Below are 24460 nucleotides of genomic sequence, written 5' to 3'. Positions count from 1 at the left end.
GGGGCGGAGCGAATCCCGGACATGCCGAACAGCACCGCGCACCGCCTCGCCTCGTTCGCCGGGAAGCTCCTCGGCGGGCAGCTCCCCGTCGGCCTCCGGACCTGGGACGGGACCCGGGTGGGTCCGGTGGACGCGCCCACCGTCGTCCTGCGCAACCGCCGCGCCCTGCGGCGCCTGCTCTACGCACCGGGCGAGCTGGGGCTCGCCCGCGCCTACGTCACCGGAGACCTCGACGTCGAAGGAGATCTGGCGGACGGCTTCCGCCGGATCTGGGCCCTCACCCGCTCGGGGGAGCTCAACCGCGTGAAACTGGGCCCGGCGGACTGGGCCGAAGCCGTCAAGCTCGCCGCCCGCCTCGGCGTCGTCGGACCGCCGCCGAAGCCGCCCGCCGAGGAGGCCCGGCTGACCGGGAAGCTGCACAGCCTGCTGCGCGACAGGTCCGCCATCGCCCACCACTACGACCTGAGCAACGCGTTCTACCAGCTGCTCATGGACGAGTCGATGGCCTACTCGAGCGCGTACTTCACCTCCGACGAACCGGGCTACGGCCTGGCGGAAGCGCAGCACGACAAGCTGGAGATGATCTGCCGCAAGCTGGGCCTGCGCCCGGGCATGCGGCTGCTCGACATCGGCTGCGGCTGGGGTTCGCTGCTGGTCCACGCGGCCAAGCACCACGGCGTGCACGCCGTGGGCATCACGCTCTCGGGCGAGCAGCTGCAGCACATCCGCGCCCGGCTCGCCCAGCACGACCTCGAAGACCGCGTCGAGGTCCGCCGCCAGGACTACCGCGAGCTGCCGGACGCGCCGTTCGACGCGGTCGCGTCGATCGAGATGGGCGAGCACGTCGGCGAGGTGAACTACCCGGTGTACACGGCGACGCTGCACAAGATGGTCAAGCCCGGCGGCCGCGTGCTGATCCAGCAGATGTCCCGCGGGAACGTCGCCCCCGGCGGCGGCGCGTTCATCGAGCGGTACATCGCCCCCGACATGACGATGCGCCCGGTGGGCCGCACGGTCGAGCACCTGGAAAACGCGGGCCTCGAGGTCCGGGACGTGCACGCGATGCGCGAGCACTACGTCTGGACGGTGCGCGCCTGGGCCGACACCCTGGAGGAGAACTGGGCCGACGTCGTCGCGCTGATCGGCGAGACCGGCGCGCGGGTCTGGCGGCTGTACCTGGTGGGCGGGGCACTGGCGTTCGAGGAGAACCGGATGGGCGTGGACCAGATCCTGTCGGTGCGACCGCACCCGGACGGGACGAGCGGGATGCCGGCGACGCGGGAGTGGCTGCGATGACGCTCGGCACGACGCTGCTCTTCACCGCCGGCGTCACGGTGGTGGCGGTGCTGGTGACCTTCGGGATCGCGCGGGCCCGCAAGCGCTACGACACGGTCGACACGTTCTGGGGGCTCGGCTTCGCGGTCGTGGCGCTGGCCGCATTCCCCTTCGGCGACGGGCCGCTGTACCTGCGGCTGGTGGTGCTGGTGCTGACGGTCGTCTGGGGCGGGCGGCTTTCGCTGCACCTGCACCTGCGCAACCACAAGCTGCCCGAGGACCCGCGGTACGCGCGGATGCGGCAGGAGCCGCTGCGGATCTTCGTGCGCGTGTACCTGTTCCAGGGGCTGATCCTGTACTTCGTCTCGCTGCCGGTGCAGTTCGCGATGTACGGCACCGGGATCGGCGTGCTCGGCTGGCTCGGCGTCGCGGTGTGGCTGCTCGGGTTCGGCTTCGAGACGATCGGCGACGACCAGCTGCGCCGGTTCAAGGCCGACCCGTCGAACAAGGGCAAAGTGCTCGACACGGGGTTGTGGCGCTACACGCGGCACCCGAACTACTTCGGCGACGCGTGCGTGTGGTGGGGCCTCTACCTGCTGGCCTGCTCGACGTGGCCGGGCGCGCTGACGATCCTCTCCCCCGTGGCGATGACGTTCACCCTGGCCCGCGGCACCGGGAAACCCATGCTGGAGAAGGGCATGGCGAAGACCCGCCCGGCGTACGCGCACTACGTCGAGCGCACGAGCGGCTTCTTCCCGCTGCCGCCCAAGAAGGTCACTCCCCGGTGAGGCCGTCGGTCAGCTCGCGCAGCACGTCGAAGTGACCGGTGTGGCGCGCGGTCTCCTCGATCATGTGGGTGAGCACCCAGCGGACGTTGAACGTTTCGCCCTTGTGCGTCACCTGGTCGTCGAGATCGCGCGCCGCGACGATCTCCCGGCTGCGCTGGGACTGCTTCGCGTAGTCCGCGAGCAGCTGCGGCACCGGCGTCTGGGCGGCGAACCGGAACTCGGCATCGGGATCGGCTTCGAGCCGCTCGTCCCAGGTGTCCTCCTCACCGTCGACGACGACGGCGAACCAGAACCACTCGTTCAGGGTGAGGTGGCCGAGCAGCCCGGCGACGGTGGTCAGCTCGCTGGGCAGGTGGACGCGCCGCGCCTGCTCGTCGGTGAGGCCTTCGGACTTCCAGGCGACGGTGGCGCGCAGGTAGTCGAGCTGGCTGGTCAGGATTTCGCGCTCGCCGCCGGTCAGCGGAACTTTCGGGCGCTCGGGTCGGGTCATGGCGGGGACTCTGCCAGAGGGGTCCGACACTTTCTGCTGTGCGGCGCGTGGCTCGGAGTCGGCTTGAGACGAGCCGCGCCGGCATCGCCCGGTCGGCGACCTGCCTTCCTCCCGCACCCCGCCCGCCACGCGAACCGAGCGTGAGCCGAACCCGCCCCGGCCGCCCGGGGGATCCGGTCCCCGAGCCCTCGAGCAAGGCGGTCTCCCGCTGGCAGGCAACCCTGATCCGCAAATACCTTGCGCACGATGTAATCGTGGGCTAGGTTTGCGGACGTGCCGGACGAGTTCCTTCTAGACGAGCAAGCCTGCTTCGCGCTCTACGCGGCGTCGCGAGCGGTGACGGACACGTACCGTCCCCTGCTGGGCGAGCTGGGTCTCACCTACCCGCAGTACCTGGTGCTGCTGGTGCTGTGGGAGTCCGACGCCCGGCCGGTCAAGGAGATCGGCGAGGCGCTGCACCTGGACTACGGCACGCTTTCCCCGCTGCTCAAACGACTCGAGGCCAACGGGCTCGTCACCCGGGCGCGGCTGCCCGAAGACGAACGCACCGTGGTGGTCAGCCTGACCGAGGAAGGCCGTTCGACGCGTACGCGCGCCGCCGGTGTCCCCTCGGCCATCGGCTGTGCGCTGGGCCTCGACGACACCGAGCGGCGGCAGCTCATCGACACCCTGCGGCGGCTGACGGCGTCGGCCGCCGCCTACTCACTTGGAGGCCCTGATGCCCAGCCGTGACGCGACCACCCACTGGGTCGGCGGACTGCAGAACGGGAAGGGCGAGGTCACGCTGGACTCGTCCAACGCGGGCACGTTCTCCGTCTCGTTCCCGACCCGCGCGGGCAACCCGGACGGCCAGACCAGCCCCGAAGAGCTCATCGCCGCGGCGCACTCGTCGTGCCTGGCGATGAACCTGTCGGGCGTGCTCGAGGCGCAGAAGCTCACCGCGGACTCGATCGACGTGAGCGCGGAGGTCACGCTCGGCCCGGCGGCCGGCGGCGGCTTCGAGATCAGCGGCATCGCCATCACGCTGCGCGCGTCCATCGAGGGCGTGACGGCGGAGCAGTTCGCCGAGTACGCCGAGACCGCGGAAAAGACCTGCCCGGTGTCGAAGGCGCTGGCGGGCACGACGATCACCCTGGACGCGGCCATCAACTGAGCCCCAGCCCCGCGAACGGCCCCTCACCGGCTCGGCGAGGGGCCGTTCCCGTGTCAGCGGGTGGTCGCCTTGGCTCGATAAGTCGACTTCTTGGCCTGGTTGCCGCAGATCTCCATCGAGCACCACCGGCGCGTGCCCGGCCTCGACGTGTCCAGGAACAGCGCGCCGCACGCCGGGCCCGCGCATCGGCGGACCCGCGCGAACTCCGGGGACGTCGCCAGGTCCAGCGCGTCGCGGACCAGCAGGGCCAGCATCGCCGACGCGGGATCCTCGGCCTGCCAACGCACTTCGCCCGACGACGTCAGCGAAGGTGCCGGTACCGGCAGCGCGGCGAAACGGTTCAACCGCTGCCGCGACGACGGCCGCACCGCGCCGGTGAGCAGCTCGTGGATCGCCTCCCGCGCGCTCCGGGCGTCGTCGACATCCGCGGGGCGGACCGGCGAGGAAAACGGGCCCAGCTGGTCGATCCACGCTCCCCAGGCCGCCGCGTCCGGGAGTTCCTCCGTCTCCGCGGGCGTGCCGCGGTAGCGCAGCGTGCGGATGAAGTCGAGGCACAGCCTGCCCGCGCCCGAGCGGAAGCGTTCCGTCATAGGGGTCACAGTACGCCGGAACCGGTTTGACTGGTACCGTTGGGAACCGATCAAAACGGTTCCGCCGATCCTGGGGGCACGCATGACCGAGACCAAGCAGCAGGCGCCGCCCGGCTGGCTGGTGCTGCTGCTGGCCGTCTCCTGTGGACTGACGGTCGCGAACCTCTACTACGCCCAGCCGCTGCTCGCCGAGCTGCGCGGGACGTTCGGGGTGGGCGAAGCCGCGGCCGGCGGGGTCGTCACCGCCACCCAGATCGGCTACGCGGCCGGGATGCTGCTGCTCGTCCCGCTCGGGGACCGGCTGGAGAACCGCGGCCTCGTCGCGACGCTGCTCGCCGTCGCCTGCGGCGGCCTGGTCGTCACCGGCGTCGCGCCCGGGTTCGCCGTGCTGCTGCTCGCTTCCCTGCTCGTCGGCGCGACGTCGGTCGTCGTGCAGATCCTCATCCCGTTCGCCGCCGACCTCTCCCCCGACGACATCCGCGGCCGGATCGTCGGGCGGGTCGTGAGCGGGCTGCTGTTCGGCATCCTGCTCTCGCGCGTGGTCGCCAGCTTCCTGGCCGAGGTGACGAGCTGGCGGGTCGTCTTCCTGATCTCGGCGGCGGCGATGGCCGCGCTCGCCGTCGTGCTGCGGTTCACCCTGCCGCGGCGGGCGCCGAAGACCGACGTCCCCTACGGGCAGCTGATCCGCTCGACACTGGCCATGTGGCGCAAGCACCCCGCGCTGCGCCACCGCGCGCTGTACCAGTCGGCGATGTTCGGCGCCTTCAGCGCGTTCTGGACGACGATCGCCTTCGTGCTGACCGCGCCGCCGTTCGACTACAGCCAGCTCGGCGTCGGCCTGTTCGCGCTGGCCGGGGCGGCCGGCGCCGCGGTGGCGCCGCTGGCCGGGCGGTGGGCGGACCACGGCCACGGCCGGCGGCTCACCGCGGGCGCCTTCGTGCTGTGCGCGGCCGCCTTCGCGCTCGCCGGGTTCGGCGCGCACAACGTCGTCCTGCTGGCGATCGCCGCGATCGCCGTCGACATGGCCGTCCAGGCGACGCTGGTGACCGGCCAGCACGTGATCTACCAGCTCGACCCGTCGGCCCGCGCCCGCGTCAACAGCATCTACCTCGGCACGTTCTTCATCGGCGGCGCGATCGGCTCCCAGGCCGGCTCGATCGCGTTCCACCTCGGCGGCTGGACGGCGGTCGTCGTCTTCGCCGGCGTGCTCCCCCTGCTCGGCCTGGCCGGGATGGCCCGCACCCGCGTCTAGGACGTGTCCTGCGGATCTTGTTCATGATCGTGTGCAGACAATGGGTTGTGGTTGGGCGTGGTGAGCTGACAGACAAGGCGTGGGCGCGGATCGAGGCTTTGCTACCTGCAGAGACGGGGCGGCGAGGTGGGCGGCGGAGTCACCGGCAGGTGATCAACGCGATTCTGTGGAATGAGCGGACCGGTGCACCATGGCGTGACCTGCCTGAGCGGTACGGGCCGGGGAAGACCGCGCACGAGCGTCTTCGATCCAGTCCGCACAGCCCCCTTTTTCCGGGCGCCGGCCGCATCCTCGCCATCGACGGGGAGTGCCTCGGACGTTCCTGCGGAGGACTGACGACCAAACTTCACCTGGCCGTTGACGCCGCCGCTGGACGAGATCCGGGATCTCGACGTGAACGGGCAGCAGGTGCGGGCCGGGCGGGTGCTGGCCGACAAGGCCTACACCCACCCGAGCACACGCAAGGCTCTGCGGTCGCGCAGGATCAAGGCCACCATTCCCGAACGCGCGGACCAGATCGCCCGTCGCAAGGCAAAGGGGGCGGCTTTCGACTCCAGCCTCCACAAGCTGCGCAATTGTGCCAAACGAGCGGCCTATCACCGCGCAGAGATCGTCCTCGCCCGCATCGTGCTCCATCTCCGATGAAGATCCCCAGGACACGTCCTAGGCGAAGACGTCCCGCCGCGCGGCCGCCCATTGCGCGTACGTCGTCCCGGGGCGGCCGAGCAGGTCCTCGACGACGCCGGTCGGGACCTGCGGGTGCCGCAGCGTCTCCTCGAAGCCGTCGAGCAGCCAGTCGACGGCTGCTTCCGGGACGCCGTAGCCGATCCACTGCGCGCGCTGCTCGTCGCGGGTCAGCTCGTGGAAGCGGATCTCCCTGCCCAGCACCGATCCCAGCGTAGAGACCTGCTGACGCAGGCTGATCGCCTCCGGCCCGCTGAGGACGTGCGTCGCGCCGACGTGTCCGTCCGAAGTGCACACCCGGGCGGCCACCGCCGCGATGTCGGCCAGGTCGATCGGCGTCTGCGTGGCGTCGCCGAACGCCATCCGGACCTCGCCCGCGCGGACCATGTCGGCCCAGTCGAGCGTGTTGTTCATGAACGCCCCCGGCCGCAGGAAGGTCCAGGCGAACCCGGCTTCCCGGACAGCCGCCTCGACGGCGCCGTACTCGTTGCCGCTGGACCCCTCGTGGCCGTCCCCGACACTACTGCCCGACAGCGCGACCACCCGCTCGACACCGGCGTCGGCCGCCAGCTCGCAGAACCGCCGCACGGTCCGCGCCATCGGTGCCAGGTAGACCGCCGAGACCCCCTTGAGCGCGACCGGCAGCGTCGAGGGCTTGGCCAGCGAACCGACCACCACCTCGGCTTCCGGCGGCAGCTTCGCGCGACCGGGGTCGACGGTCAGCGCCCGCACCGGCACCCCCGTGGCCAGCAGCTCGTCGACCACCAGGCGCCCCACGCTGCCGGTCGCGCCCGTCACCAGGATCGTCATCGCACCCTCCTCGTTCCCGTATGCCGTACGACATCGTACGGCATACGGAAAACAAAGGGGTCAGGCGCAGCTGGCCGCGTCCACCGCGAGCAGCGGGTCGGTCGCCGGCCGGGCGGTGATCGGCGTCGACTCCTGGATGCTCAACGCGCCGTCGCGCAGGGTGTAGACCGTGCGCGTGCCCGAGTAGGTGAACCGGTCGGCCGGGCGGCTGACGTCGTCGTTTTCACTGGCGACGACCGCGAACGCGCGGCCGCCCTCGAACGGCGTGCACCGGTAGCCGAGGTGCGCGGCGACGCCGCCGCCTTCGGCGAGCGAGAACGGCTGGTCGTCCGGGCCGACGACCGGGCTGAGGTTGCGGCCGTCGAAGTGCAGCGCGGAGAAGAACGTGGTGTTGGCGCCGACCGACTGGGTCACGATCAGCTCGGCGCGGCCGTCGCCGTTGAGGTCGGCCACCCGCGGGGCCTCGAGGCCGGCCTGGCTGTCCGCCGGCAGGTGGATCGAGGTGTAGGTGCCGTTCACCGTGGCCGAGATGACCTGGTCGTCCCCCACCAGCTGCGCGGTCACCGTCTCGAGTTCGCCGTCGCCGTTCAGGTCGGCGACCGTGGTGACCGGGTCGGCGGCGGGCGCGGCCAGCGCCGGCACGACGGCGGCCAGGCCCAGCGCGGCGGCGACGCCGGTGACCGTGGCGGTGCGGACGATTCCGATGCGGTTCATGAGATCTCCCTCCACCTTCCGGTGATCTTTTCACCGGAAGTGCTCTCACGAAGAAAGACGGCCACTAGTGGATCAAGTGCACTCGAAGTGTGATGTGCCACACGAACGCAACCGCCCCACCGCGGAATGCCGACCGGCCGGATTTAGTCATAAATCTTGACTATCTGGAACGAGCGAGGAGCCGGCGATGTCCGTCATCGAAATGACCACCTTCACGGTGGCTCCGGAGAACACCCAGGCGATGCTGGACGCGCGCCCGGGCATGGTGGCGGCGTTCCGGGCCGACCGCCGCGGGTTCCTGTCCGCGCGCCTGGTCCGCGTCGACGAGACCACGTGGCTGGACTTCGTGGAGTGGACCGACGACACCGCGTGGGACGAGTCGAAGGCCAAGGGCGCGAACCTGCCCGCGATCGCCGCCTTCTTCGGCACCATCGGCGGGCTGGTCGGCGCCGAGCGCGGAGTGCGCTACGACGACGCCGAGGACGGTCCGCGCCGCGTGCGCACCGTCGCCTACGGAACCGGGCCGTCGCAGGTGGGCGAGCTGTACCTGCCCGAAGGCGACGGCCCCTTCCCGGTCGTGACCGTGTTCCACGGCGGCTTCTGGACCGCGCTCTGGGACCGCCGCCAGACCACCGGCGTCGCCGACGACCTGGTCGCTCGCGGGTACGCGGTGTGGAACGTCGAGTACCGGCGGCTCGGCGAGCCCGGCGGCGGCTGGCCCGGCACGTTCCTCGACGTCGCCGCCGCGGTCGACGCCCTCGACGGCATGGACCCGGCCCTCGACACCGGCCGCGTCGTGCTGCTCGGGCACTCGGCGGGCGGGCACCTGGCCGCGTGGGCCGCGCACCGCGGCGTGCTCCCGCCGGACGCGCCGGGCGCCCGCCCGAAGATCACGCCGGTCGGCGTGGTGACGCTGGCCGGCGCGCTCGACCTCGAAGCGGCCGCCGCGGCCGGTACCGGCGCCGTCCTCACCGACCCCGGTGCCGAGCCGCCGCAGGGCGCGCCCGAGCCGGCGCGTCCCGACCTGTGGCCCGCCCTCACCGAGACCGTCGGCGACGGCGTCGTGCCCCTCCTGCTCGGCGGGCACCACCCCGAGCGCTACCGCTGGACGTCGCCGCTCGAACTGGCCGGCGCGGGCGTCCCGGTCCTGGCCGTGCACGGCGGCGCGGACGAAGTGGTCCCCGCCGAGTGGAGCCGCCGCTACGCGGAGAAGAGCGGCGAGGCTCGCTACCTCGAGGTCGACGGCGGTAGCCACTTCGACGTGCTACAGCCGGGAAACCCGGCCTGGCCGGCCGTCGTCGAGTGGATCGGGGTCAGGACCGGCCGCGCTGGTGCTCGGTGATGTCGGCGAGGACCCGCTTGAACTCCTGGTAGGCCCGCGGGCCGACGCGGTCGGCGTGCCGCTGCTGGATGGCGGCCATGATCGCGTCGGCCGCGCGCATCTGGGCGAGCCCGCGCCCGGTCGGGCAGATCAGCTTCGCGCGCCGGTCGCGCGGGTCGGGCCGCCGTTCGACGTAACCGAGGGCTTCCAGTTCGTCGATGAGCGTCCCGATGATCTGCTTGTGCTGCCCGGAAGACCGGGACAGCTCGGTCGCCCGGACGCCGCCGTCGTCCAGGTACGCGAGCACGGCGCCGTGCCGGGGCTTCAGGTCGTCGAAGCCCTGGGCGGCGAGCGTGGCGAAGAGCTCGCGCTGGACGGCGAACAGGAGCCGGCCGGACAGGACGCCCAGATCGGGGTCCGTCGCGTTGCGCTCCGCCCGGGTCACCACGTCTTCACCTTAACGACCCGGCTCTCGTGCGGAACAGACCAACAGCACGGCCACCTTGTTGGTTGAACTTTGCCCGATTCGCCGCTAAGCTCCCTTCCGCACTGGGAGCGCTCCCACATGGATCAGCACCACTCATCGCCGAGAATGGAGGCCCATCCATGCGCAAGTGCAGCAGCTCCAGGTCCGTCACCCGACGGCGGAGCGTCCTCGCGCTGATCATCGCCACGCTCGCCGGACTCTTCATCGGAGTCCCGGCCGCGTCGGCGCACGGCACCATCGTCAGCCCCGCCACCCGCGCCTACCAGTGCTGGACGGACTGGGGCAGCCAGCACACGAACCCGGCCATGCAGCAGCAGGACCCCATGTGCTGGCAGGCCTTCCAGGCCAACGCCGACACCATGTGGAACTGGATGAGCGCGCTGCGGGACGGGCTCGGCGGCAACTTCCAGGGCCTGACCCCCGACGGGCAGCTCTGCAGCAACGCCCTGTCCCGCAACAACTCCCTCAACACCCCGGGCGCGTGGAAGGCGACCAGCCTCGGCAGCAGCTTCGCCATGCACCTGTACGACCAGGCCAGCCACGGCGCCGACTACTTCCGGGTCTACGTCAGCAAGAACGGGTTCGACCCCACCACGCAGCGCCTCGGCTGGGGCAACCTCGACTTCGTCACCCAGACCGGGAAGTACGCCCCGGCCAAGGACATCACGTTCACCGTCCAGACGTCCGGCGCCTACCGGGGCCGGCACGTGGTGTTCACGATCTGGCAGGCCTCGCACCTGGACCAGACGTACATGTGGTGCAGTGACGTGAACTTCGGCTAGCGGAGCGCGGCGAGGTAGGCCGAAACCGCCTCGCCGTCCCCCGCATCGGAGATCAGGCCGACGTAGCCGTCGGGGCGGATCAGCACGAGCGTGCTGCCGGTCCCCCCGTAGGCGGCGGCGAGGTGACCGGCGGTGTCGGCGAGTTCGCCGGCACCGGCCGGTCGCGCCACCACGCGGTAGGTCGTCAGGTCCGGCGGAAGCTCCGCGGTCCCGAAGTCCAGCACCGTGAAGCGGCCGCCGCGGGTCAGGTCGAACAGCCGGCGATCACCGTCCACTGTCGACAGACCGGTCGCGTCCGGGGCCCGGTCGCCGGCGCGGAGCGCGGCCGTCTCGTCGCGGTCGTCGCGCGCCTGGACCGAGCCGCGGTAGTTCACGCCCAGCTGCATCGTCTTGGCGTCCCGGCGGATCGGGATGCCCTTCTGCTCGACCGCCAGCTTGAGACGCGCGTCGGACAGCGCGAGCACGTCCGCGGCGACCGGTCGTCGCTCGGCTTCGTAGCTGTCGAGCAGCACCGGCGAGGCGCCCGCCGCGAACTTCCAGCCGAGGTTGTGCGCGTCCTGGATACCGGTGTTCATCCCCTGCCCGCCGGCCGGCGAATGGATGTGCGCGGCGTCGCCGGCGAGGAACACGCGTCCTTCGCGGTAGCGGGCGGCGAGCCGGACGTTGGCCCGCCACAACGAAACCCACTCCGGCTCGCCCAGGCGGAGGTCGGTGCGGCCGCTCCGCCGGTCGAGGATCTCCTGCAGGTTCGCCAGACCGAGCCCGGGATCCTGCCCGGGCGCGATGCTCGCCTGGTACTGGAAAAGATCCGTCGAAGGCAGCGGGCAGAGGTTGACGAGTCCTTCGGGGTGGCGCCACATGTGCCAGGCGTCGCGGTCCAGGCCGTCGGCACCGACGTCGGCGACGATCATCCGCACCTCGTCGCGGGTCTCGCCCTCGAACGGGATCCCGGCCCGCTTGCGGACGACGCTGTGGCCGCCGTCGCACCCCACCAGCCACCGCGCGGTGACCGTTTCGGGCCGGCCGTCCTTGACGAGCACCGCCGTCACGCCGTCGCCGGTCTGCTCGAAGCCGTCGAGCGCGGTGCCGAACTCGACGGCGCCGCCGAGTTCCGCCAGCCGCAGCCGCAGTGCTTCTTCGACCCGCCATTCGGGCGTGATCAGGCTCGCCGGGTAAGGGATGTCGGGCCGCTCCCCCGCCGGTTCGGCACCGCTCGTCGTCACCCCGCCGTCGGGCGCGGTCGACCGGATCGGCATCGCGAGCCGGCCGTGGGCGAGCACGCGGCCGACGACGCCGAGGTCGTCGAACACCTCGAGGGTGCGCGGCTGGACGCCTTTGCCGCGCGAGCCGGGCCGCGGACCGGGAGCGGCCTCGACCAGGCGGAACGGGACGCCGCCGCGAGCGAGTTCGCAGGCCAGCGTGAGCCCGGTCGGGCCCGCGCCGGCGATCAGCACTTCGGTCGGCATCTTCCTGCCCCCAAGAAAGTTTTTCCTTTCTTGTCAGCGTAGCCCTATCGTGAGCGCGTGGCCACCGAACCCGTCCGCCGTCGCCGGCACGGCAAGCAGCTCGAAGCCGAGCTCCTCGCGGCGGCCTGGGACGAGCTGATCGAGACCGGGTACGCGCGCCTGACGATGGAGTCGATCGCCGTCCGCGCGCGCACCAGCGAGGCCGTGCTCTACCGCCGCTGGGCCCACAAGGACGAGGTCGTCATGGCCGCGCTCGAGCACTACCGGGCCACCCACCGGGTGGCGATCCCCGACACCGGCACCCTGCGCGGCGACCTGCTCGCCGAGCTGGCGGCGGTGAGCGAAACCCGCGCCACGTTCTTCGCCATCGCCGCGGCCACCGCGTACTCGGGCCTGCTGGCCGGCACCGGCCTGACGCCGGCGCAGGTCCGCACGCGGGTGCTGGGCGAGGCGGCACGCCCGGGCGAGCGGCCCCTGTACCGGCGCGCCCACGACCGCGGCGAGCTCGACCTGGAGCGCGTGTCCGTCACGCTGCTCGAGATGCCGTTCGACCTGGTGCGCCACGACCTGCTGATGGAACTGAAGACGCCGTCGCCCGCCCGCATCCGGGCGATCGTCGACGACCTGTTCCTGCCGCTGCTGGAGCGGCGCTAGAGGGTGAACCCGAACCGGGCGATGACCGGGCCCCAGCGCTGGTAGGTGGCGAGGTCGTCGAGCGTGCCCGGTCGGCGGCCCGCTTCGAGGCCGCGGTGCAGGCGCCCCCATTCCGCGACGTCATGCGGCAGCCCGCTGGGCTCGGTGTCGTTCGCCAGCTGCGCGAGGAAGCCGGCCCAGCTGTCGCCGTCGGCGTCCTGGAGGGCGAGGAACAGCGGGTTCGCCAGCGTCGGGCGCCCGGCGACCGCCGCGAGCAGCGTGAGCACGGCCTGGAACTCACCCGGCCGCCCGTCGCCGCCGAGGAAGCGCGAGCGCGACCCGACGTGCCTGGTGGCGCGGATCAGGCGGTAGGTGTTCATCAGCCGTTTCGCCGCCCGCGGGCTGGTGACCAGGGCGCCCAGCTGCTGGGCGAACTCCACCTCGGGCCCGGTGAGCCCGATCCGCTCCCCCGGCTCGGCGGCGGCCGCGGAGCCGGGCTCGACGTCCAGCTCGGCCCGGGCCGGCGTGCGCTCTTCACCGGTGGCCGAGTCGTCGGGGCGGACCGTGGCCGGCGTGTCCGCCGGCACGGACGTGGGCGCCAGCGCGACGTCCGCGACACTCCCGATCAGCCGCGCGTAGGCCTCGGGTTCCATTTCCGGCAGGGTGAAGGGGATCTGGAAGATCTTCTCCAGGTACTCGACCGGCATGCCGCGCAGGTAGGCGTCGGTGCGGGGATCGCCGCCGACGGCGAGGTCGCGGTACTGGTGCCACAGGCTGCTGCTCAGCCAGCGCGGGTCCACGCCGACGACGACCACGAACAGCTCCAGCGCGAGCAGCAGGTGCACCGCTTCCAGCACCTCGAGGACCTTGGCCGGCGGGCAGCGGTCGAGGTCGTCGATGTAGAGCACGACCCGGGAGACGGGTTTGACACCGGCCTCGACGCTCCGGCCGTGGTTGCGCAGCAGGGCGTCGAGGAACCGGAAGTCGCGGTGCAGCGTGCCGACGACGCCCTGGTGCTTCTGGTACCCGGAGGCGCGATCGTTGAGGAACTCGTACAGCTTCCGCCCGACGCTGAGCGCCTCGGCGGCGGCCCGGGCGGTCGCGATCTTCTCGTCGAGCGCGGTGATCGCCTGCGTGGTCTCGGCGATCGCGCGTTCGGCGTCGGCGAGTTCGAGGTCGAGGACGCGCTCCTCACGGCTTCGCTTGCTCCGCAGGGTTTCCCGCGCCTCGTTGGTGATCCGGATCGCGTCCTGGACGTGCCCGAGCGCGGTGTTGACCCGCTTCGCGGCCGGCCGGAGCTGCTGGGTGACCACGACGATCGAGGCGGCGGTAGCGCCCAGGGAGTACAGCCACTCCACTCCCCCACGCCCGGCGAGCGCGATGGTGAGCACGGCCAGCACGGCGATCCCCGCGGCGAGCGTCCCGAACAGGGATTTGTACTTGATGCCACGCCAGAGGGCCGGCAGGTAGCCGGCGGTGGTGCGGAGGTCCTTGCCGAGCCCGGTGAGTTCGTCGACGGCGGGTTCGAAGCCGAGCTCTTTCGAAATGTCCTTCAGTTTGCCTTGTACTTCGGTGTTTTTCGCGAGTTCTTTGGCGACTTCGGTGAGCCGGACCTTCTGGATCTCCGCCTTGCGCTTCTCCGTGACTTCGGTCCGCCGGTCCTCGAGCTGCTTCCGCTCGCCCTCCAGCTGCGTGCACTCGGCGTCCAATGTGGACTTGGCGTCGCGGTAGGTCTCGAGCTCGGACAGCAGCGCCTCACGTTCGGCGCGGTACGCGTCGCCGTGGCTGCGGTGCCACTCCTCCCGCTCGCGGGGGTCGACCGGTTCGGGGTCGGCCAGGCGCTCGAAGATCTCGATCGCGAGGCTCGCCCAGAGGCTGGTGTCCGCGTAGTGCCAGGCGTTGAAGCGGATCTGGGTGATGGAAAAGCCGTCTTCACCGGGGATGCGTCCGGCGATCCGTTCACGCATCTTCTCCATGAAGAAGCTTTTGCCGGTGCCCCACTTGCCGAAGAGGCCGATGGAGAGGGGCGGGGTGACGTCGGGATCGGTGATGACTTCGCAGACGGCGTTGACGTACCCCTGGACGTCCAGCTGGTCGGCGCCGCCGGTGCCGTCGTTGCGGTAGCCGTGGGCGAAGCGGATGCCGTTCAGGACGGGCCAGAGGGGCGAGCCGGGCGGGGCGACGGCCTCGTCGATCTCCGTGAGCAACGCGCTCCAGGCGCCTTCGCTCTTGAGCGAGTCCAAGAGGTTGGGGGCTTCGAGACCGAGGCCGAGCAGGAACAGCCGCCCGTCGAGCACCTCGTGGCGGGTCTTCGCGACGACGTCGGCGTCGAACCAGCGCGTGACCAGCTCGTACCACTCGGCCCAGTCGCGCTGCCGGCGCGGACTCCGGGTGACGACCGACCCCAGCCGGCCGGCGGCGTATTCCGGGTGCCGCCGTCCGATCGCCCGGACGATCTCCACGGTGGTCAGCCCGGTCGCGGGAAGGCTGTCGGCCACCGCCTGCATGCTGTGCGACAACGGCACCGGACGGCGGGCGCGCGGCCCGGTGAGCCGCGAAAGGCCGGTCAAGGCCGCATCGACGTCGGCGCCCATCTGCCTCAGCCGTTCCGGCAAGGCGCCGCTTCTGTCGTCACGGGCCGACCGCATGATCGCGACGGCGATGTCGGCCAGGTCGACGACCTGCTGGTCGCGGGGCAGCGACCGCAGGTGGGCGGCGAGGGCGCGGGCGAACCACTCGTGCACCGCTCCTTCTTCGCCGGCCGAGCTGAACGTGACTCTCTCGAGCGAGAGGATCGAGCCGAGCCGATCGGGTTCCACGCCGCTTTTGAGCAACGCGCGCCTGATGTCCTCGTCCATCATCATGAGCGCCAGGAGCGCGGTGGACCTGGTGACGCCGGTGGTGTCGCTCGCGCCCTGCTCGCGGCGGTACCGCTGCGCGGCCGAGACCATCGAGGCGAACTCGGCGATCCGGGGGCCCGGCGTGCGGCCCTCCTCCTCGATGATTCGCCTGACGGTGGGCGGGGTGTCGTTCACCACCGGTGAGTCGCCCTCAGCCGGTCGATTGTTTCAGCGCCCGGTCGATCGCCGGCATGTTCTCCTCCGCCCACGTGCGCAACGCGGCCAGCGGGACCTCCAGGGAAAGGCCCAGCTCGGTGAGGCGGTAGTGCACCTTGGGCGGGACCGTCGGTTCCACCCGGCGGGCGACCAGGCCGTCGTGGGTGAGGCTTTGCAGGGTGGTCGAGAGCATCTTCTGCGAGACGCCCGGCATGCGGCGTTGCAGCTCCGCGAACCGCACCTCGGCCGGGGCGGCTTCGGCCAGGACCTTGACCGCCATCGACGTCCACTTCGTGCCGATGCGGTCGAGGAGCTTGCGGGTCGGGCAGGCGGGGTCGAAGAGGTCGCCGCGCGTGCCTCGGGGTGAGGGGGTCACCTGGAGCTCACCACCTGTCGGGGAAGTGCCTTCTTGGCTCGGCCGGGCTGGTTACTTACGCTCAGCCGGTAACCAATGGTAACCCCTTGAGGAGGTCACGTGCGCGAGCGGCGGGTCAGGGCGAACGGCATCGAGGTGAACGTGGCCGTCGCCGGGGAAGAACCGGCTTTTCTGCTGCTGCACGGCTTCCCGCACACCTGGCGGTTGTGGACGGAGGTCGTCCCGCACCTGGCCCGGCACCACCGCGTCATCGCGCCGGACCTGCGCGGCCTCGGCGCGACCACCCGCACCGACGGCGGCTACGACGCCGGAACCCTCGCCGACGACGCCGAGGCGCTCCTCGACGCGCTGGGCGAACCCGAGGCGACGGTCGCGGGCATCGACGCGGGTGCGCCACCCGCGTTCCTGCTCGCGATGCGACGGCCGGAGCGGGTGCGGCGGCTCGTGCTGATGGAGTCGCTGCTCGGACGGCTGCCCGGCGCCGAGGACTTTCTGGCCGGCGGGCCGCCGTGGTGGTTCGGGTTCCACGCCGTCCCCGGACTCGGGGAGACGGTGCTCGCCGGGCACGAGGCCGAGTACATCGACTGGTTCCTCGCCGCGGGGACACACGGGCGTGGGGTGCCGCCCGCGGTCCGCGACCACTTCACCGCGGCCTACACCGGGAGTGAGGCGCTGCGGAGCGCTTTCGGCCATTACCGGGCGATGCCGGAGAGCGCGCGGCAGATCGCGGAGGCCACCGCGGCCGGCCGCCTCACGGTGCCCACCACGGCGATCGGCGCGCACCCGGTGGGTGCTGCGCTCGCACGCCAGCTGCGCCCGGTGGCCGACGACCTCACGGAGCACCTGCTCGAGGACTGCGGCCACATCATCCCGCTGGACCGGCCCGACGCCCTGGTGCCGTTGCTGCTCGCCGGCTGACCGGAGCTGACCGGCCAACGCCGAACGAGCGCTACGCCCGAGGCCGACTCGAACAACCGGCGCGGATGTACCACGCCTGACTGGCCCCTGCCGGTTCCACAAGTGCCGCGGAACCGGTGCGCCGCAGGCGCTGACGGCCCTCCGGCGGCGAGATTCGCAGCTGGGCGCCGGCCGCCGCGACGCCGGCGTGGGACAACCCCGCGGGCGAGGCTTCCCGAGCAGGTCCCAGCGTGCGAGGGGTCCCAGCAGCCACAGGCAGACGACGACCATGCCGAGCGCGCAGAAGAAGTGCACGATCCACGCCCCGAGCAGCCGAGCTGTGGCCGACCGCCGGCCGATCACGGCTCGCCGGCCGAGCAGCTGCTGGTGAGTGAGGACCCGGGCGGGCGCCCGGGTCCCCGAAGCGTCAGCCCAAGCCCTGCTGTCCCAGCCAGTCCTTCGCCACGTCCGCCGCCTTCTCGCCCTCCGAATCCACTCGCTTGTTCAGCTCCCGCATCCCCTCGGTCGTCAGCTTCGCGCTCACCGCGTTCACCGCTGCCGCGAAGTCGGCTCCTCGCTCGTCCAGTACCTTCTTGGTCACCGCCGGGACCACGTTCTCGGTCGGCACGATGTTCAGGTCGTCCTTCAGCGCCACGTACTTCGGGTCACCGGCCAGGGGGCTCACCGAGTCGACCGGGATCACCGTCACCGCGCCGGAATCGAGCTGCTGGGCGCGCGGCCCGAGCTCCTGGACCGTCTGGAACGTCGCGTTCGTCAGCTTGTACACGTCCGTGAAGCCCTTGAAGCACGTCGCGCGCTTCTCGCACTCCGGACCTCCGGCCAGGACGACCTTGTCCAGCTTCTTCAGGTCGCCGATGGTCGCCAGGCCCTTCGACTGGGCCAGGTCCGCCTTCACGATGTAGGTGTTCTTGTCTTCGGCCGCGGCGTAGTCCAGCAGCGAGACGCCGCTGGGCTCGAGCAGCTTCGCCAGCTGCTCGTGCTCGCCCTTCGCGTCCTTCACCGGCTCCTTGCCGAAGCCGGCCGCGATCGCGGAACCCTGGTACTCCGGGATGAACTGCAGCTCGCCCGACTTCAGGGACGGGTAGATCAGCTCCCGCGAGCCCAGGTTCAGCTTCTTCGTCACCGGGTAACCCTTGGCCTCCAGCGCCTGCGCGTAGATCTCGGCCAGGATCTGGCTGTCGGTGAAGTTGAAGGACGCGACGACGATCGGCGCCCCGCCTTTGCCCGCCGCGGCGGGTTTGTCGTCCCCGCCGCCGCACGCTGTCAGGCCCAGAGCGGCCACCGCCACCAGCGCGGCCACTCGGATGTTCCGGGTCCAGCCCACGTCCCACACTCCTGTCGTCAAGATCGGACGGTCTCCGACCCTAACCAGCACCACCGACAGAAACCACATGCTGGGAGTCACCCGGCCAGGTGCTCACGCAGCGTCGAGCCCTCGTACTCGGTCCGGTACCGGCCCTTGGCCTGCAGGATCGGCACGACGTGGTCGACGAACGCGGTCAGCTCGTACGGCAGCGTCGATCCCATGATGGTGAACCCGTCGACGGCGCCGGCGTCCTGCCAGGTGAGCACGTGGTCGGCGAGCTGCTCCGGCGTGCCGACGAAGTGGACCTGCCCCGCTCCCCCGGTGATCCGGGCCGCGATCTCGCGCAGCGGGGCCTCCGGCCGCTCCCGCGCGGCCGCCGCGAGCTGCTGCAGCCGGGACGAGCCGCCTTCCGCCCGCAGCTCGGCGGGCAGCGGGGCGTCCGGGTCGAACGCGTCCGGGTCGAGGCCCGCCGTGTACAACGCGTTCTGCCAGCGGAACTCCGGGCTGGCCAGCTCTTCGAGCCGCTCCGCGCGGGCCTTCGCCTCGGCCTCGGTGCCGCCCAGCGTCACCATCAGCGCGGGCAGCACGCGCACGCCGGCAGGGTCCCGGCCCGCCGCGACGACCTGGGCGTCCAGCTCCGCGCGGAACTTCACCGCCGCCTCCAGCGACGGCGGCCCGGAGAACACCAGCTCCGCGTACCGGGCCGCGAGCCCGATCCCGGCGGCCGACTGTCCCGCCTGGACGAGCACCGGCCACCCCTGCGGCGGCCGCGGGAACGGCAGGACGCCCTCGACGTCGTAGAACCGGCCGTGGAACCGCGGCGCGTGCAGCTTCGCGCGGTCGGCCCAGACGCCGTTCTCGCGGTCGCCGACGATCGCGTCGGCGTCCCAGCTGTCCCACACCCGGGTGACGACGTCGACGAACTCGTGCGCGCGCTCGTACCGGTCGGCGTGGTCGGGGTGGGCCTTCTCGCCGAAGTTCGCCGCCGCCAGCGAAGTGATGGTCGTGACGATGTTCCAGCCCGCGCGCCCGCCGCTGAGGTGGTCCAGCGTCGCGAACCTCCGCGCGAGCTCCCACGGCTTGTTGTAGGTCGTCGACCCGGTGCCGATCAGGCCGATCTTCTCGGTGACCGCGGCCAGCGCGGAGAGCACGGCGATCGGGTCGAACTGCGTCTGCGGCAGGTGGGTGGCGCGGTATTCGGCGATGGCGATGTTGTCGGCGAGGAAGATCGAGTCCATCAGGCCGCGCTCGGCGGTCCGCGCGATGCCGGCGTAGTACGGCAGCCCGAGCACGCCGCGGACGTCGTCGTCCACCACCCGCCACGCGGACTCGTGGTAGCCGTTCGGCCAGATGAAAGCGTTGAAGTGCAGGGACTTCACAGCGAGGCTCCTTCGACGGTCCGTGCCGCGTCGGCGGCGGTGCGCCCGTGGACGGCCGGGCGGCCGCCGTAGGGATCGTGCTCCGTCCACAGTGTCGTCGAAGCCGCGGCGCGGACGGCGGGCACGACCTCGGCGGCGAAGCGTTCGAGCATCGCGAGCTGCTGCTCGTGCGGGATCATCGTCGGCAGGCTGAAGGACTGCAGGTCGTGCCCGTAGGCCTCGTGCCACCACAGGATCTTCTCGGTGATCTGCCGCGGGCTGCCGACCAGGACCGGGCCGCGCGCGATCGCGTCGTCGATCGTCGGGAACTCCATCGCGTTGCCCGGCGTGTGGTTCCCGGGCCGGTTGAAGTACTCGACGATCCGCTCGTAGGTCGGGCCGAACGCCTCCCGCGCCTCCTGCGTGGTGTCGGCCAGGTACAGGAACCCCGCCCCTGCCCCGACGTAGGCGAAACGCGGGTCGTGGCCGTGCTCGGCGTAGTGCTTCCGGTAGTGCTCGATCAGCACGGTGTAGTTGTCCCGCGGCTGGATCGCGTTGGCCGAGAAGAGCGGGTCGCCCCACCGCGCCGCCAGCTCGGCCGAGGTCGACGTCGTGGCCGAACCGTGCCAGACCCGCGGCGCGCCGGCGAACGGGCGCGGCAGGCTGGTGACCGCGTCGAGCGGACCGCGGAAGCGGCCCGTCCAGGTGACGTCCTCCTCGCGCCAGAGCCGCCGCAGCAGCGCGTACTTCTCCGCGAGCGCGTCCCACTGGTCGCCGTTCCCGATGCCGAACATCGGCAGCTGGCGCAGCTCGTTGCCCTTGCCGATCACCAGTTCCAGCCGCCCGCGGGACAGCTGGTCGACGGTGGCGTAGTCCTCGGCGACCCGCAGCGGGTCGTGCACCGACAGCACCGAGACGCCGGTCTGGATCCGGACGCGGCTCGTCGTCGCCGCGATCGCGCCCAGCAGCACGGTGACGCCGCTGCTCAGGAAGTGCCCGGCGTGGCGCTCGCCGAGCGCGACGGCGTCGAACCCGAACTCCTCGGCGTAGCGCGCCGACGTGAGCGCCTGCGCGAAGCGCTCGTCAGTGCGGATCCGGCGGCCGGTCACCGGGTTCGTCAGGTGGGGCAGGATGTCCAGGACCTGGAATCTCATCGCGTTCCTCGCTCGCGCCGGGGGTACGCGGTCATCGTGCAGAAACCGCTCCGGCCGGCGGCGGGCGTTCCACCCCTCGGACGGCTCAGGCGCGCCGGAGCCCGTTGACCAGGAGCCGCACGAGGTGACGCGGGTCGTAGGCGGCGCCCGCGCCGGCGCACAGGCTGCCGACGCCGCGCATCAGCTCGTACGGGTCCTGGCCGGGGGCGATCTCGCCGGCTTCCGCGGCCGCCTCCAGCAGCTGCGTGCACACCGGGCCGAGGCGCTCGAGGAAGTAGGCGTGCAGCGGGTCGTAGCACGGGTCGTCGGACTGCAGCACCGACGCGAGCCCCTGCTTGGTGATCACGAAGTCGACGAACCGGTCGATCCACGCCACCAGCGCCCGGTGCGGGCCTCCTCCGGCCGCGAGCAGCGCCGGGCCGGCTTCGGCCAGCGACTCGACCTGCAGCCGGTAGACCGCGAGGATCAGGTCCGCGCGGGTCGGGTAGTGGCGGTAGATGGTCGCCGTGCCCACCCCGGCCCGTGCGGCGATCTCCCGGATGGGCGCCTCGACGCCGGTGGTCACGAACACCGCGGCCGCGGCCTCCAGGACGTTCTCGGCGTTGCGCCGCGCGTCGGCACGCTTCACGTCCGCAGGCTACCGGCCCGCTCCCCGACGTCCAGCAGCAGCGCGGCGAGCCCCGCCGGCTCGATGATCATGCAGTCGTGGCCGGTGGCCAGCTCCCGCACGTCGGCGGGCTCGCCGTTCGGCTGCACGGCGGGCACCGGGCGCCGGTCGAACCCCGCGGGCTTGACGGTGCAGTGGATGTGGGTGCGCGGAATCGCGGCGAGGGCCGGGTTGTCCATCGCCACCGGCTCTTCGAGGCAGCGCAGCGACTGGTCGGACAGCATGGTCCGCACCCAGGCCACGTCCCCGGGATCGGTCACGCCGAACAGCCCGAAGGGCGCGGGCAGCTCGGGCAGCGGCGGGACGCGCCAGCCGTTCCCGAGCATGGTGCGCGTGACCGGCATGACGTCGAGCGCGTTCTCGCCGTCGGTGGGCACCATCGCGTCGAGGTAGACCAGCCGCGCGATGCGCTCGGGCACCTGGTTGGCGACCGCGGAGATCACCAGGCCCGCGTAGCTGTGCCCGACCAGGACGACGTCGTGCAGGTCGGCCTCGACCAGCAGCCGCACGACGTCGGCGGTGTGCGTGCCGAGCCCGACGTCCGGGCCGAGCAGGTGGGTGGTCTCGCCGTAGCCGGTCAGCGTCGGGGTGAAGACCCGGCTGCCGCTCGCGGCCAGCCGGGGTACGACTCGCGCCCAGGCCTGGCCGGTGTGCCAAGCGCCGTGGACCAGCACGTACGTCGTCGTCATGAACGGTCACCCTTCAAGTGGGACGTTGTCCCGTTTAACCTACGGGACACTGTCCCACTTAGTCGAGCGGGCCCGAAATCTGGGCATCCCACCAGACTTCGCGCCCGGTGCTGGGCCCGGCGCGGCCGCGGGCGGTTCACTGGACTCCCCGCGCGAGCGGGCGGAGAAGGGGGAACCGGGCGCAATGCGGATGGCTGAACTCAGCGCGGAGACGGGTGTTCCGGTCGCGACCGTCAAGTACTACCTGCGCGAGGGCCTGCTGCCCGCCGGCCGCCGGGTCGGGCCGAACCAGGCGCAGTACTCCCCCGAGCACGTCAAGCGGCTGCGGCTGGTCTGCGCGCTGCGCGAGATCGGCGGGCTGTCGCTGGCCGAGGTGGCCGACGTGCTCGGGGCGCTCGACGCCGGCCGTGCGGCGCGGGTCGTGCTCGGGGTCGCGCAGGACGGGCGGGTCACCGTGCGGCCGGTTTCCGCGCCGGCGCGGGCGTGGGCGCTCGGACGGGTCGGCGAGCTGCTCGGCGAGCCCGCGGACGACACCGATCCCGCCGTGGCGAACCTGGTCACCGTGCTGGCCGTCTGCCACGGTCTCGGGCACGACGCCGTCTCCGGCAGGCTCGCCGACTACCTCGCGCTCGCCCGCGAGGTCGCCGCCGTCGACGCGGCCCTGATCGACGACGTCGGGCCGGCGCGGCGCCCGGCAGAGACCGCGCTCATCGCGACCCTGCTCGGTGAGCGGCTGTTCGCCGGGCTGCGGCACTTCGCGCTCGTCGACGCATTGGGCGCGGCACCGGCCGAAGCCTGACGCCGGGACCCGCGGGCCCCGGCGCCGGCTCGCTCAGCGCTTCCGGTTCAGCGGGGCGCGGCCCGCGTACTCCGCCGCCGCGCCCAGGTCCTCCTCGATCCGCAGCAGCTGGTTGTACTTCGCCGTGCGGTCGGCCCGCGACAGCGACCCCGTCTTGATCTGACCGCAGTCCACGGCAACCGAAAGGTCGGCGATCGTCGTGTCCTCGGTCTCCCCCGAGCGGTGCGACAGCACGACGCCGTAGCCGGCGCGCGAAGCCACCTCGACCGCGTCGAGCGTCTCGGTCAGCGTGCCGATCTGGTTGACCTTGACCAGGATCGCGTTGGCCACGCCCTGCTCGATCCCCTCCGACAGCAGCGCCACATTGGTGCAGAAGACGTCGTCGCCGACGAGCTGGATCTCCTCGCCCAGCGCGCGGGTCACCAGCTGCCAGCCGGCGACGTCGTCCTCCGCCATGGCGTCCTCGATGGACGCGATCGGGTACCGGGCGACCAGGTCGCGCAGGTAGCCGGCGTGCTCGGACGCCGAGCGCTTCACGCCTTCGCCGCGGTAGTGGTAGATCCCGTCCTCGTGGAACTCCGACGCGGCCAGGTCCAGCATCAGCGCCACGTCGTCGCCGGGCACGTACCCGGCCCGCTCGATCGCACGCACGACGTAGTCCAGCGCCTGCTCGGCGGTGTCGAGCTGGGGCGCGAACCCGCCCTCGTCGCCGACGTTCGTGCTGTGCCCCGCGTCGCGCAGGATCCCGCGCAGCGTGTGGAAGACCTCGGCGCCGACCCGGACCGCTTCGGCGAAGCTCGACGCGCCGACCGGCGCGATCATGAACTCCTGGAAGTCGATCCCGTTGTCGGCGTGCGCGCCGCCGTTGACGATGTTCATCATCGGCGTCGGCAGCCGGTAGGTGCCCTCCCCGCCCAGGTGCCGGTACAGCGGCAGCACGTGCGCCTGCGCGGCCGCCTTCGCCACCGCCAGCGACACCCCGAGGATCGCGTTCGCGCCCAGCCGCGCCTTGTTCGGCGTGCCGTCCAGCTCGCACAGCACCCGGTCCACCTCGACCTGCGACCGCGAGTCGAGACCCACGACCGCGGCGGCGATCTCGCCGTTCACCGCGTCGACGGCCTTGCGGACCCCCTTGCCGAGGAACCGGCTCGGATCACCGTCCCGCAGCTCCACGGCCTCGCGCGTGCCCGTCGACGCACCCGACGGCACCGCCGCGCGCCCGAACGACCCGTCGGCCAGCTCGACGTCGACCTCGACCGTCGGGTTGCCGCGGCTGTCCAGGATCTCCCGGCCGGTGACTTGGACGATGGCAGTCATTTTTCTCCTCAGCGGCACGACGGGGTCGCACCTCGGGTTCAGGGGGAAGGCCGGCGGGACGAACACGGCACGGGCGGGACGACGTCGTCACCTGCCACCGGCCGGACCGGTACCACCGTTCTACCGGGCCGCCACTGGGGAAAACCCCAGCATCGCGCCGCTAGCGTTCCGGCCGAACCCATCCGAGTCCGAAGTGGAGCCCGCATGCCCATCGCGACCCCCGAGGTCTACGCGGAGATGCTGGACCAGGCGAAGGCGAACGAGTTCGCCTACCCCGCCATCAACGTGACCTCGTCCGAGACCGTGAACGCCGCCATCCGCGGGTTCGCCGAGGCGGAGAGCGACGGCATCATCCAGTTCTCCACCGGCGGCGCC

General features: G+C 71.9%; 26 protein-coding genes and 1 pseudogene. 13 read left to right on the top strand and 14 right to left on the bottom strand.

Going from position 1 to position 24460, the window contains the following annotated elements; genetic code table 11:
• Positions 1-21: 21 nt before the first annotated feature.
• Both ACLJQM_RS44015 and ACLJQM_RS44010 read left to right on the top strand, forming a co-directional pair.
• A complete protein-coding gene (locus ACLJQM_RS44015) occupies positions 22-1296 on the top strand; it encodes a class I SAM-dependent methyltransferase (protein WP_410636166.1) in 1275 nt (424 codons plus the stop codon).
• Positions 1293-2063, top strand: a complete 771-nt coding sequence (locus ACLJQM_RS44010; protein ID WP_247024738.1) for a DUF1295 domain-containing protein — start codon at positions 1293-1295, stop codon at positions 2061-2063. Before ACLJQM_RS44015 ends, ACLJQM_RS44010 begins: the two co-directional genes overlap by 4 nt.
• Here the strand turns inward: ACLJQM_RS44010 and ACLJQM_RS44005 are convergent.
• A complete protein-coding gene (locus ACLJQM_RS44005) occupies positions 2050-2553 on the bottom strand; it encodes a DinB family protein (protein WP_247024739.1) in 504 nt (167 codons plus the stop codon). The genes ACLJQM_RS44010 and ACLJQM_RS44005 overlap by 14 nt on opposite strands.
• A gap of 273 nt (positions 2554-2826) precedes the next feature.
• Between ACLJQM_RS44005 and ACLJQM_RS44000 the strand changes: the two genes are divergently transcribed.
• Positions 2827-3285: a MarR family winged helix-turn-helix transcriptional regulator gene (locus ACLJQM_RS44000; protein ID WP_360781087.1), complete on the top strand. Its 459-nt coding sequence runs from the start codon at positions 2827-2829 to the stop codon at positions 3283-3285.
• Positions 3272-3706 carry an OsmC family peroxiredoxin gene (locus tag ACLJQM_RS43995; RefSeq protein WP_410636165.1) on the top strand — a complete coding sequence of 145 codons (435 nt, stop codon included), beginning with the start codon at positions 3272-3274 and terminating at the stop codon, positions 3704-3706. The genes ACLJQM_RS44000 and ACLJQM_RS43995 overlap by 14 nt, the downstream gene beginning before the upstream one ends.
• Before the next feature lie 53 nt (positions 3707-3759).
• Here the strand turns inward: ACLJQM_RS43995 and ACLJQM_RS43990 are convergent, their stop codons facing one another.
• Positions 3760-4296, bottom strand: a complete 537-nt coding sequence (locus ACLJQM_RS43990) for a CGNR zinc finger domain-containing protein (RefSeq protein WP_410636164.1) — start codon at positions 4294-4296, stop codon at positions 3760-3762.
• A gap of 82 nt (positions 4297-4378) precedes the next feature.
• Between ACLJQM_RS43990 and ACLJQM_RS43985 the strand changes: the two genes are divergently transcribed.
• The 3 genes and pseudogenes from ACLJQM_RS43985 (at position 4379) to ACLJQM_RS43975 (ending at position 6193) form a co-directional block, all read left to right on the top strand.
• Positions 4379-5548: an MFS transporter gene (locus ACLJQM_RS43985; RefSeq protein WP_410636163.1), complete on the top strand. Its 1170-nt coding sequence runs from the start codon at positions 4379-4381 to the stop codon at positions 5546-5548.
• Positions 5549-5571: 23 nt separating this feature from the next.
• Positions 5572-5784, top strand: a pseudogene (locus tag ACLJQM_RS43980) (transposase); the annotation flags it as partial.
• Positions 5785-5905: 121 nt separating this feature from the next.
• Complete coding sequence (locus ACLJQM_RS43975; RefSeq protein WP_410636162.1) at positions 5906-6193, top strand: hypothetical protein; 288 nt, start codon at positions 5906-5908, stop codon at positions 6191-6193.
• Between the two features lie 18 nt (positions 6194-6211).
• Here the strand turns inward: ACLJQM_RS43975 and ACLJQM_RS43970 are convergent, their stop codons facing one another.
• Both ACLJQM_RS43970 and ACLJQM_RS43965 read right to left on the bottom strand, forming a co-directional pair.
• Positions 6212-7042, bottom strand: a complete 831-nt coding sequence (locus ACLJQM_RS43970; RefSeq protein ID WP_410636161.1) for an NAD(P)H-binding protein — start codon at positions 7040-7042, stop codon at positions 6212-6214.
• 60 nt (positions 7043-7102) lie between these two features.
• Positions 7103-7756: an FG-GAP repeat domain-containing protein gene (locus ACLJQM_RS43965; RefSeq protein WP_410636160.1), complete on the bottom strand. Its 654-nt coding sequence runs from the start codon at positions 7754-7756 to the stop codon at positions 7103-7105.
• Between the two features lie 187 nt (positions 7757-7943).
• On the opposite strand from ACLJQM_RS43965, the gene ACLJQM_RS43960 reads away from it, so the two are divergent.
• Positions 7944-9098 carry an alpha/beta fold hydrolase gene (locus ACLJQM_RS43960; protein ID WP_410636159.1) on the top strand — a complete coding sequence of 385 codons (1155 nt, stop codon included), beginning with the start codon at positions 7944-7946 and terminating at the stop codon, positions 9096-9098.
• On the opposite strand, the gene ACLJQM_RS43955 is transcribed toward ACLJQM_RS43960, so the two are convergent.
• The gene (locus ACLJQM_RS43955; RefSeq protein ID WP_247024755.1) at positions 9070-9525 is read right to left on the bottom strand and encodes a MarR family winged helix-turn-helix transcriptional regulator; all 456 of its coding nucleotides are present in this window, start codon (positions 9523-9525) and stop codon (positions 9070-9072) included. The genes ACLJQM_RS43960 and ACLJQM_RS43955 overlap by 29 nt on opposite strands.
• 158 nt (positions 9526-9683) lie before the next feature.
• On the opposite strand from ACLJQM_RS43955, the gene ACLJQM_RS43950 reads away from it, so the two are divergent.
• Complete coding sequence (locus tag ACLJQM_RS43950) at positions 9684-10346, top strand: lytic polysaccharide monooxygenase (protein ID WP_247024757.1); 663 nt, start codon at positions 9684-9686, stop codon at positions 10344-10346.
• On the opposite strand, the gene ACLJQM_RS43945 is transcribed toward ACLJQM_RS43950, so the two are convergent.
• Entirely contained in the window at positions 10343-11812 is a 1470-nt protein-coding gene (locus ACLJQM_RS43945; protein WP_410636158.1) for an FAD-dependent oxidoreductase, read from the bottom strand. The genes ACLJQM_RS43950 and ACLJQM_RS43945 overlap by 4 nt on opposite strands.
• Before the next feature lie 57 nt (positions 11813-11869).
• Between ACLJQM_RS43945 and ACLJQM_RS43940 the strand changes: the two genes are divergently transcribed.
• Positions 11870-12466 carry a TetR/AcrR family transcriptional regulator gene (locus ACLJQM_RS43940; protein WP_410636157.1) on the top strand — a complete coding sequence of 199 codons (597 nt, stop codon included), beginning with the start codon at positions 11870-11872 and terminating at the stop codon, positions 12464-12466.
• Here the strand turns inward: ACLJQM_RS43940 and ACLJQM_RS43935 are convergent.
• Positions 12463-15480, bottom strand: a complete 3018-nt coding sequence (locus ACLJQM_RS43935) for a P-loop NTPase fold protein (RefSeq protein ID WP_410636156.1) — start codon at positions 15478-15480, stop codon at positions 12463-12465. The genes ACLJQM_RS43940 and ACLJQM_RS43935 overlap by 4 nt on opposite strands.
• Before the next feature lie 16 nt (positions 15481-15496).
• On the bottom strand, positions 15497-15877 hold the full coding sequence (locus tag ACLJQM_RS43930) for a winged helix-turn-helix transcriptional regulator (protein ID WP_247024765.1): 381 nt from the start codon (positions 15875-15877) through the stop codon (positions 15497-15499).
• A 99-nt stretch (positions 15878-15976) separates the two neighbouring features.
• Between ACLJQM_RS43930 and ACLJQM_RS43925 the strand changes: the two genes are divergently transcribed.
• Positions 15977-16795: an alpha/beta fold hydrolase gene (locus ACLJQM_RS43925; protein WP_410636155.1), complete on the top strand. Its 819-nt coding sequence runs from the start codon at positions 15977-15979 to the stop codon at positions 16793-16795.
• 406 nt (positions 16796-17201) lie between these two features.
• Here the strand turns inward: ACLJQM_RS43925 and ACLJQM_RS43920 are convergent, their stop codons facing one another.
• The 5 genes from ACLJQM_RS43920 to ACLJQM_RS43900 form a co-directional block, all read right to left on the bottom strand.
• On the bottom strand, positions 17202-18119 hold the full coding sequence (locus ACLJQM_RS43920) for an ABC transporter substrate-binding protein (RefSeq protein ID WP_410636251.1): 918 nt from the start codon (positions 18117-18119) through the stop codon (positions 17202-17204).
• Positions 18120-18196: 77 nt separating this feature from the next.
• Positions 18197-19480, bottom strand: coding sequence for an NtaA/DmoA family FMN-dependent monooxygenase (locus tag ACLJQM_RS43915; RefSeq protein ID WP_360781056.1), 1284 nt, complete (start codon positions 19478-19480; stop codon positions 18197-18199).
• Entirely contained in the window at positions 19477-20613 is a 1137-nt protein-coding gene (locus ACLJQM_RS43910) for an LLM class flavin-dependent oxidoreductase (RefSeq protein ID WP_410636154.1), read from the bottom strand. Before ACLJQM_RS43910 ends, ACLJQM_RS43915 begins: the two co-directional genes overlap by 4 nt.
• 85 nt (positions 20614-20698) lie before the next feature.
• A complete protein-coding gene (locus ACLJQM_RS43905) occupies positions 20699-21241 on the bottom strand; it encodes a TetR/AcrR family transcriptional regulator (protein ID WP_247024773.1) in 543 nt (180 codons plus the stop codon).
• Positions 21238-21969 (bottom strand): alpha/beta fold hydrolase, encoded by a 732-nt coding sequence (locus ACLJQM_RS43900; protein ID WP_410636153.1) that lies wholly within the window; start codon positions 21967-21969, stop codon positions 21238-21240. The genes ACLJQM_RS43905 and ACLJQM_RS43900 overlap by 4 nt, the downstream gene beginning before the upstream one ends.
• Positions 21970-22159: 190 nt before the next feature.
• On the opposite strand from ACLJQM_RS43900, the gene ACLJQM_RS43895 reads away from it, so the two are divergent.
• Positions 22160-22768 (top strand): MerR family transcriptional regulator, encoded by a 609-nt coding sequence (locus ACLJQM_RS43895; protein ID WP_247024776.1) that lies wholly within the window; start codon positions 22160-22162, stop codon positions 22766-22768.
• A 33-nt stretch (positions 22769-22801) separates the two neighbouring features.
• Here ACLJQM_RS43895 and eno read toward each other — a convergent pair whose 3' ends face one another.
• Entirely contained in the window at positions 22802-24085 is a 1284-nt protein-coding gene (eno, locus tag ACLJQM_RS43890) for a phosphopyruvate hydratase (protein ID WP_360781048.1), read from the bottom strand.
• 204 nt (positions 24086-24289) lie between these two features.
• Here eno and ACLJQM_RS43885 point away from each other — a divergent pair.
• A partial coding sequence (locus ACLJQM_RS43885) for a class II fructose-bisphosphate aldolase (protein ID WP_410636250.1) occupies positions 24290-24460 on the top strand: 171 nt, incomplete at its 3' end.

The sequence above is a fragment of the Amycolatopsis sp. cmx-4-83 genome (assembly GCF_046548815.1).
Lineage (GTDB): Bacteria > Actinomycetota > Actinomycetes > Mycobacteriales > Pseudonocardiaceae > Amycolatopsis > Amycolatopsis pretoriensis_A.
The sequence above is the reverse complement of the archived record's forward strand: the minus strand, read 5'-3'. Positions and strand labels throughout refer to the sequence as shown.

Bases quoted from the DNA above. Each gene is read 5' to 3' on its own strand.
- ACLJQM_RS44015 (WP_410636166.1), top strand. From the start codon at position 22: ATGCCGAACAGCACCGCGCACCGCCTCGCCTCGTTCGCCGGGAAGCTC.
- ACLJQM_RS44010 (WP_247024738.1), top strand. From the start codon at position 1,293: ATGACGCTCGGCACGACGCTGCTCTTCACCGCCGGCGTCACGGTGGTG.
- ACLJQM_RS44005 (WP_247024739.1), bottom strand. From the start codon at position 2,553: ATGACCCGACCCGAGCGCCCGAAAGTTCCGCTGACCGGCGGCGAGCGC.
- ACLJQM_RS43995 (WP_410636165.1), top strand. From the start codon at position 3,272: ATGCCCAGCCGTGACGCGACCACCCACTGGGTCGGCGGACTGCAGAAC.
- ACLJQM_RS43990 (WP_410636164.1), bottom strand. From the start codon at position 4,296: ATGACGGAACGCTTCCGCTCGGGCGCGGGCAGGCTGTGCCTCGACTTC.
- ACLJQM_RS43985 (WP_410636163.1), top strand. From the start codon at position 4,379: ATGACCGAGACCAAGCAGCAGGCGCCGCCCGGCTGGCTGGTGCTGCTG.
- ACLJQM_RS43970 (WP_410636161.1), bottom strand. From the start codon at position 7,042: ATGACGATCCTGGTGACGGGCGCGACCGGCAGCGTGGGGCGCCTGGTG.
- ACLJQM_RS43965 (WP_410636160.1), bottom strand. From the start codon at position 7,756: ATGAACCGCATCGGAATCGTCCGCACCGCCACGGTCACCGGCGTCGCC.
- ACLJQM_RS43960 (WP_410636159.1), top strand. From the start codon at position 7,944: ATGTCCGTCATCGAAATGACCACCTTCACGGTGGCTCCGGAGAACACC.
- ACLJQM_RS43950 (WP_247024757.1), top strand. From the start codon at position 9,684: ATGCGCAAGTGCAGCAGCTCCAGGTCCGTCACCCGACGGCGGAGCGTC.
- ACLJQM_RS43945 (WP_410636158.1), bottom strand. From the start codon at position 11,812: ATGCCGACCGAAGTGCTGATCGCCGGCGCGGGCCCGACCGGGCTCACG.
- ACLJQM_RS43910 (WP_410636154.1), bottom strand. From the start codon at position 20,613: ATGAGATTCCAGGTCCTGGACATCCTGCCCCACCTGACGAACCCGGTG.
- ACLJQM_RS43900 (WP_410636153.1), bottom strand. From the start codon at position 21,969: ATGACGACGACGTACGTGCTGGTCCACGGCGCTTGGCACACCGGCCAG.
- ACLJQM_RS43895 (WP_247024776.1), top strand. From the start codon at position 22,160: ATGGCTGAACTCAGCGCGGAGACGGGTGTTCCGGTCGCGACCGTCAAG.
- eno (WP_360781048.1), bottom strand. From the start codon at position 24,085: ATGACTGCCATCGTCCAAGTCACCGGCCGGGAGATCCTGGACAGCCGC.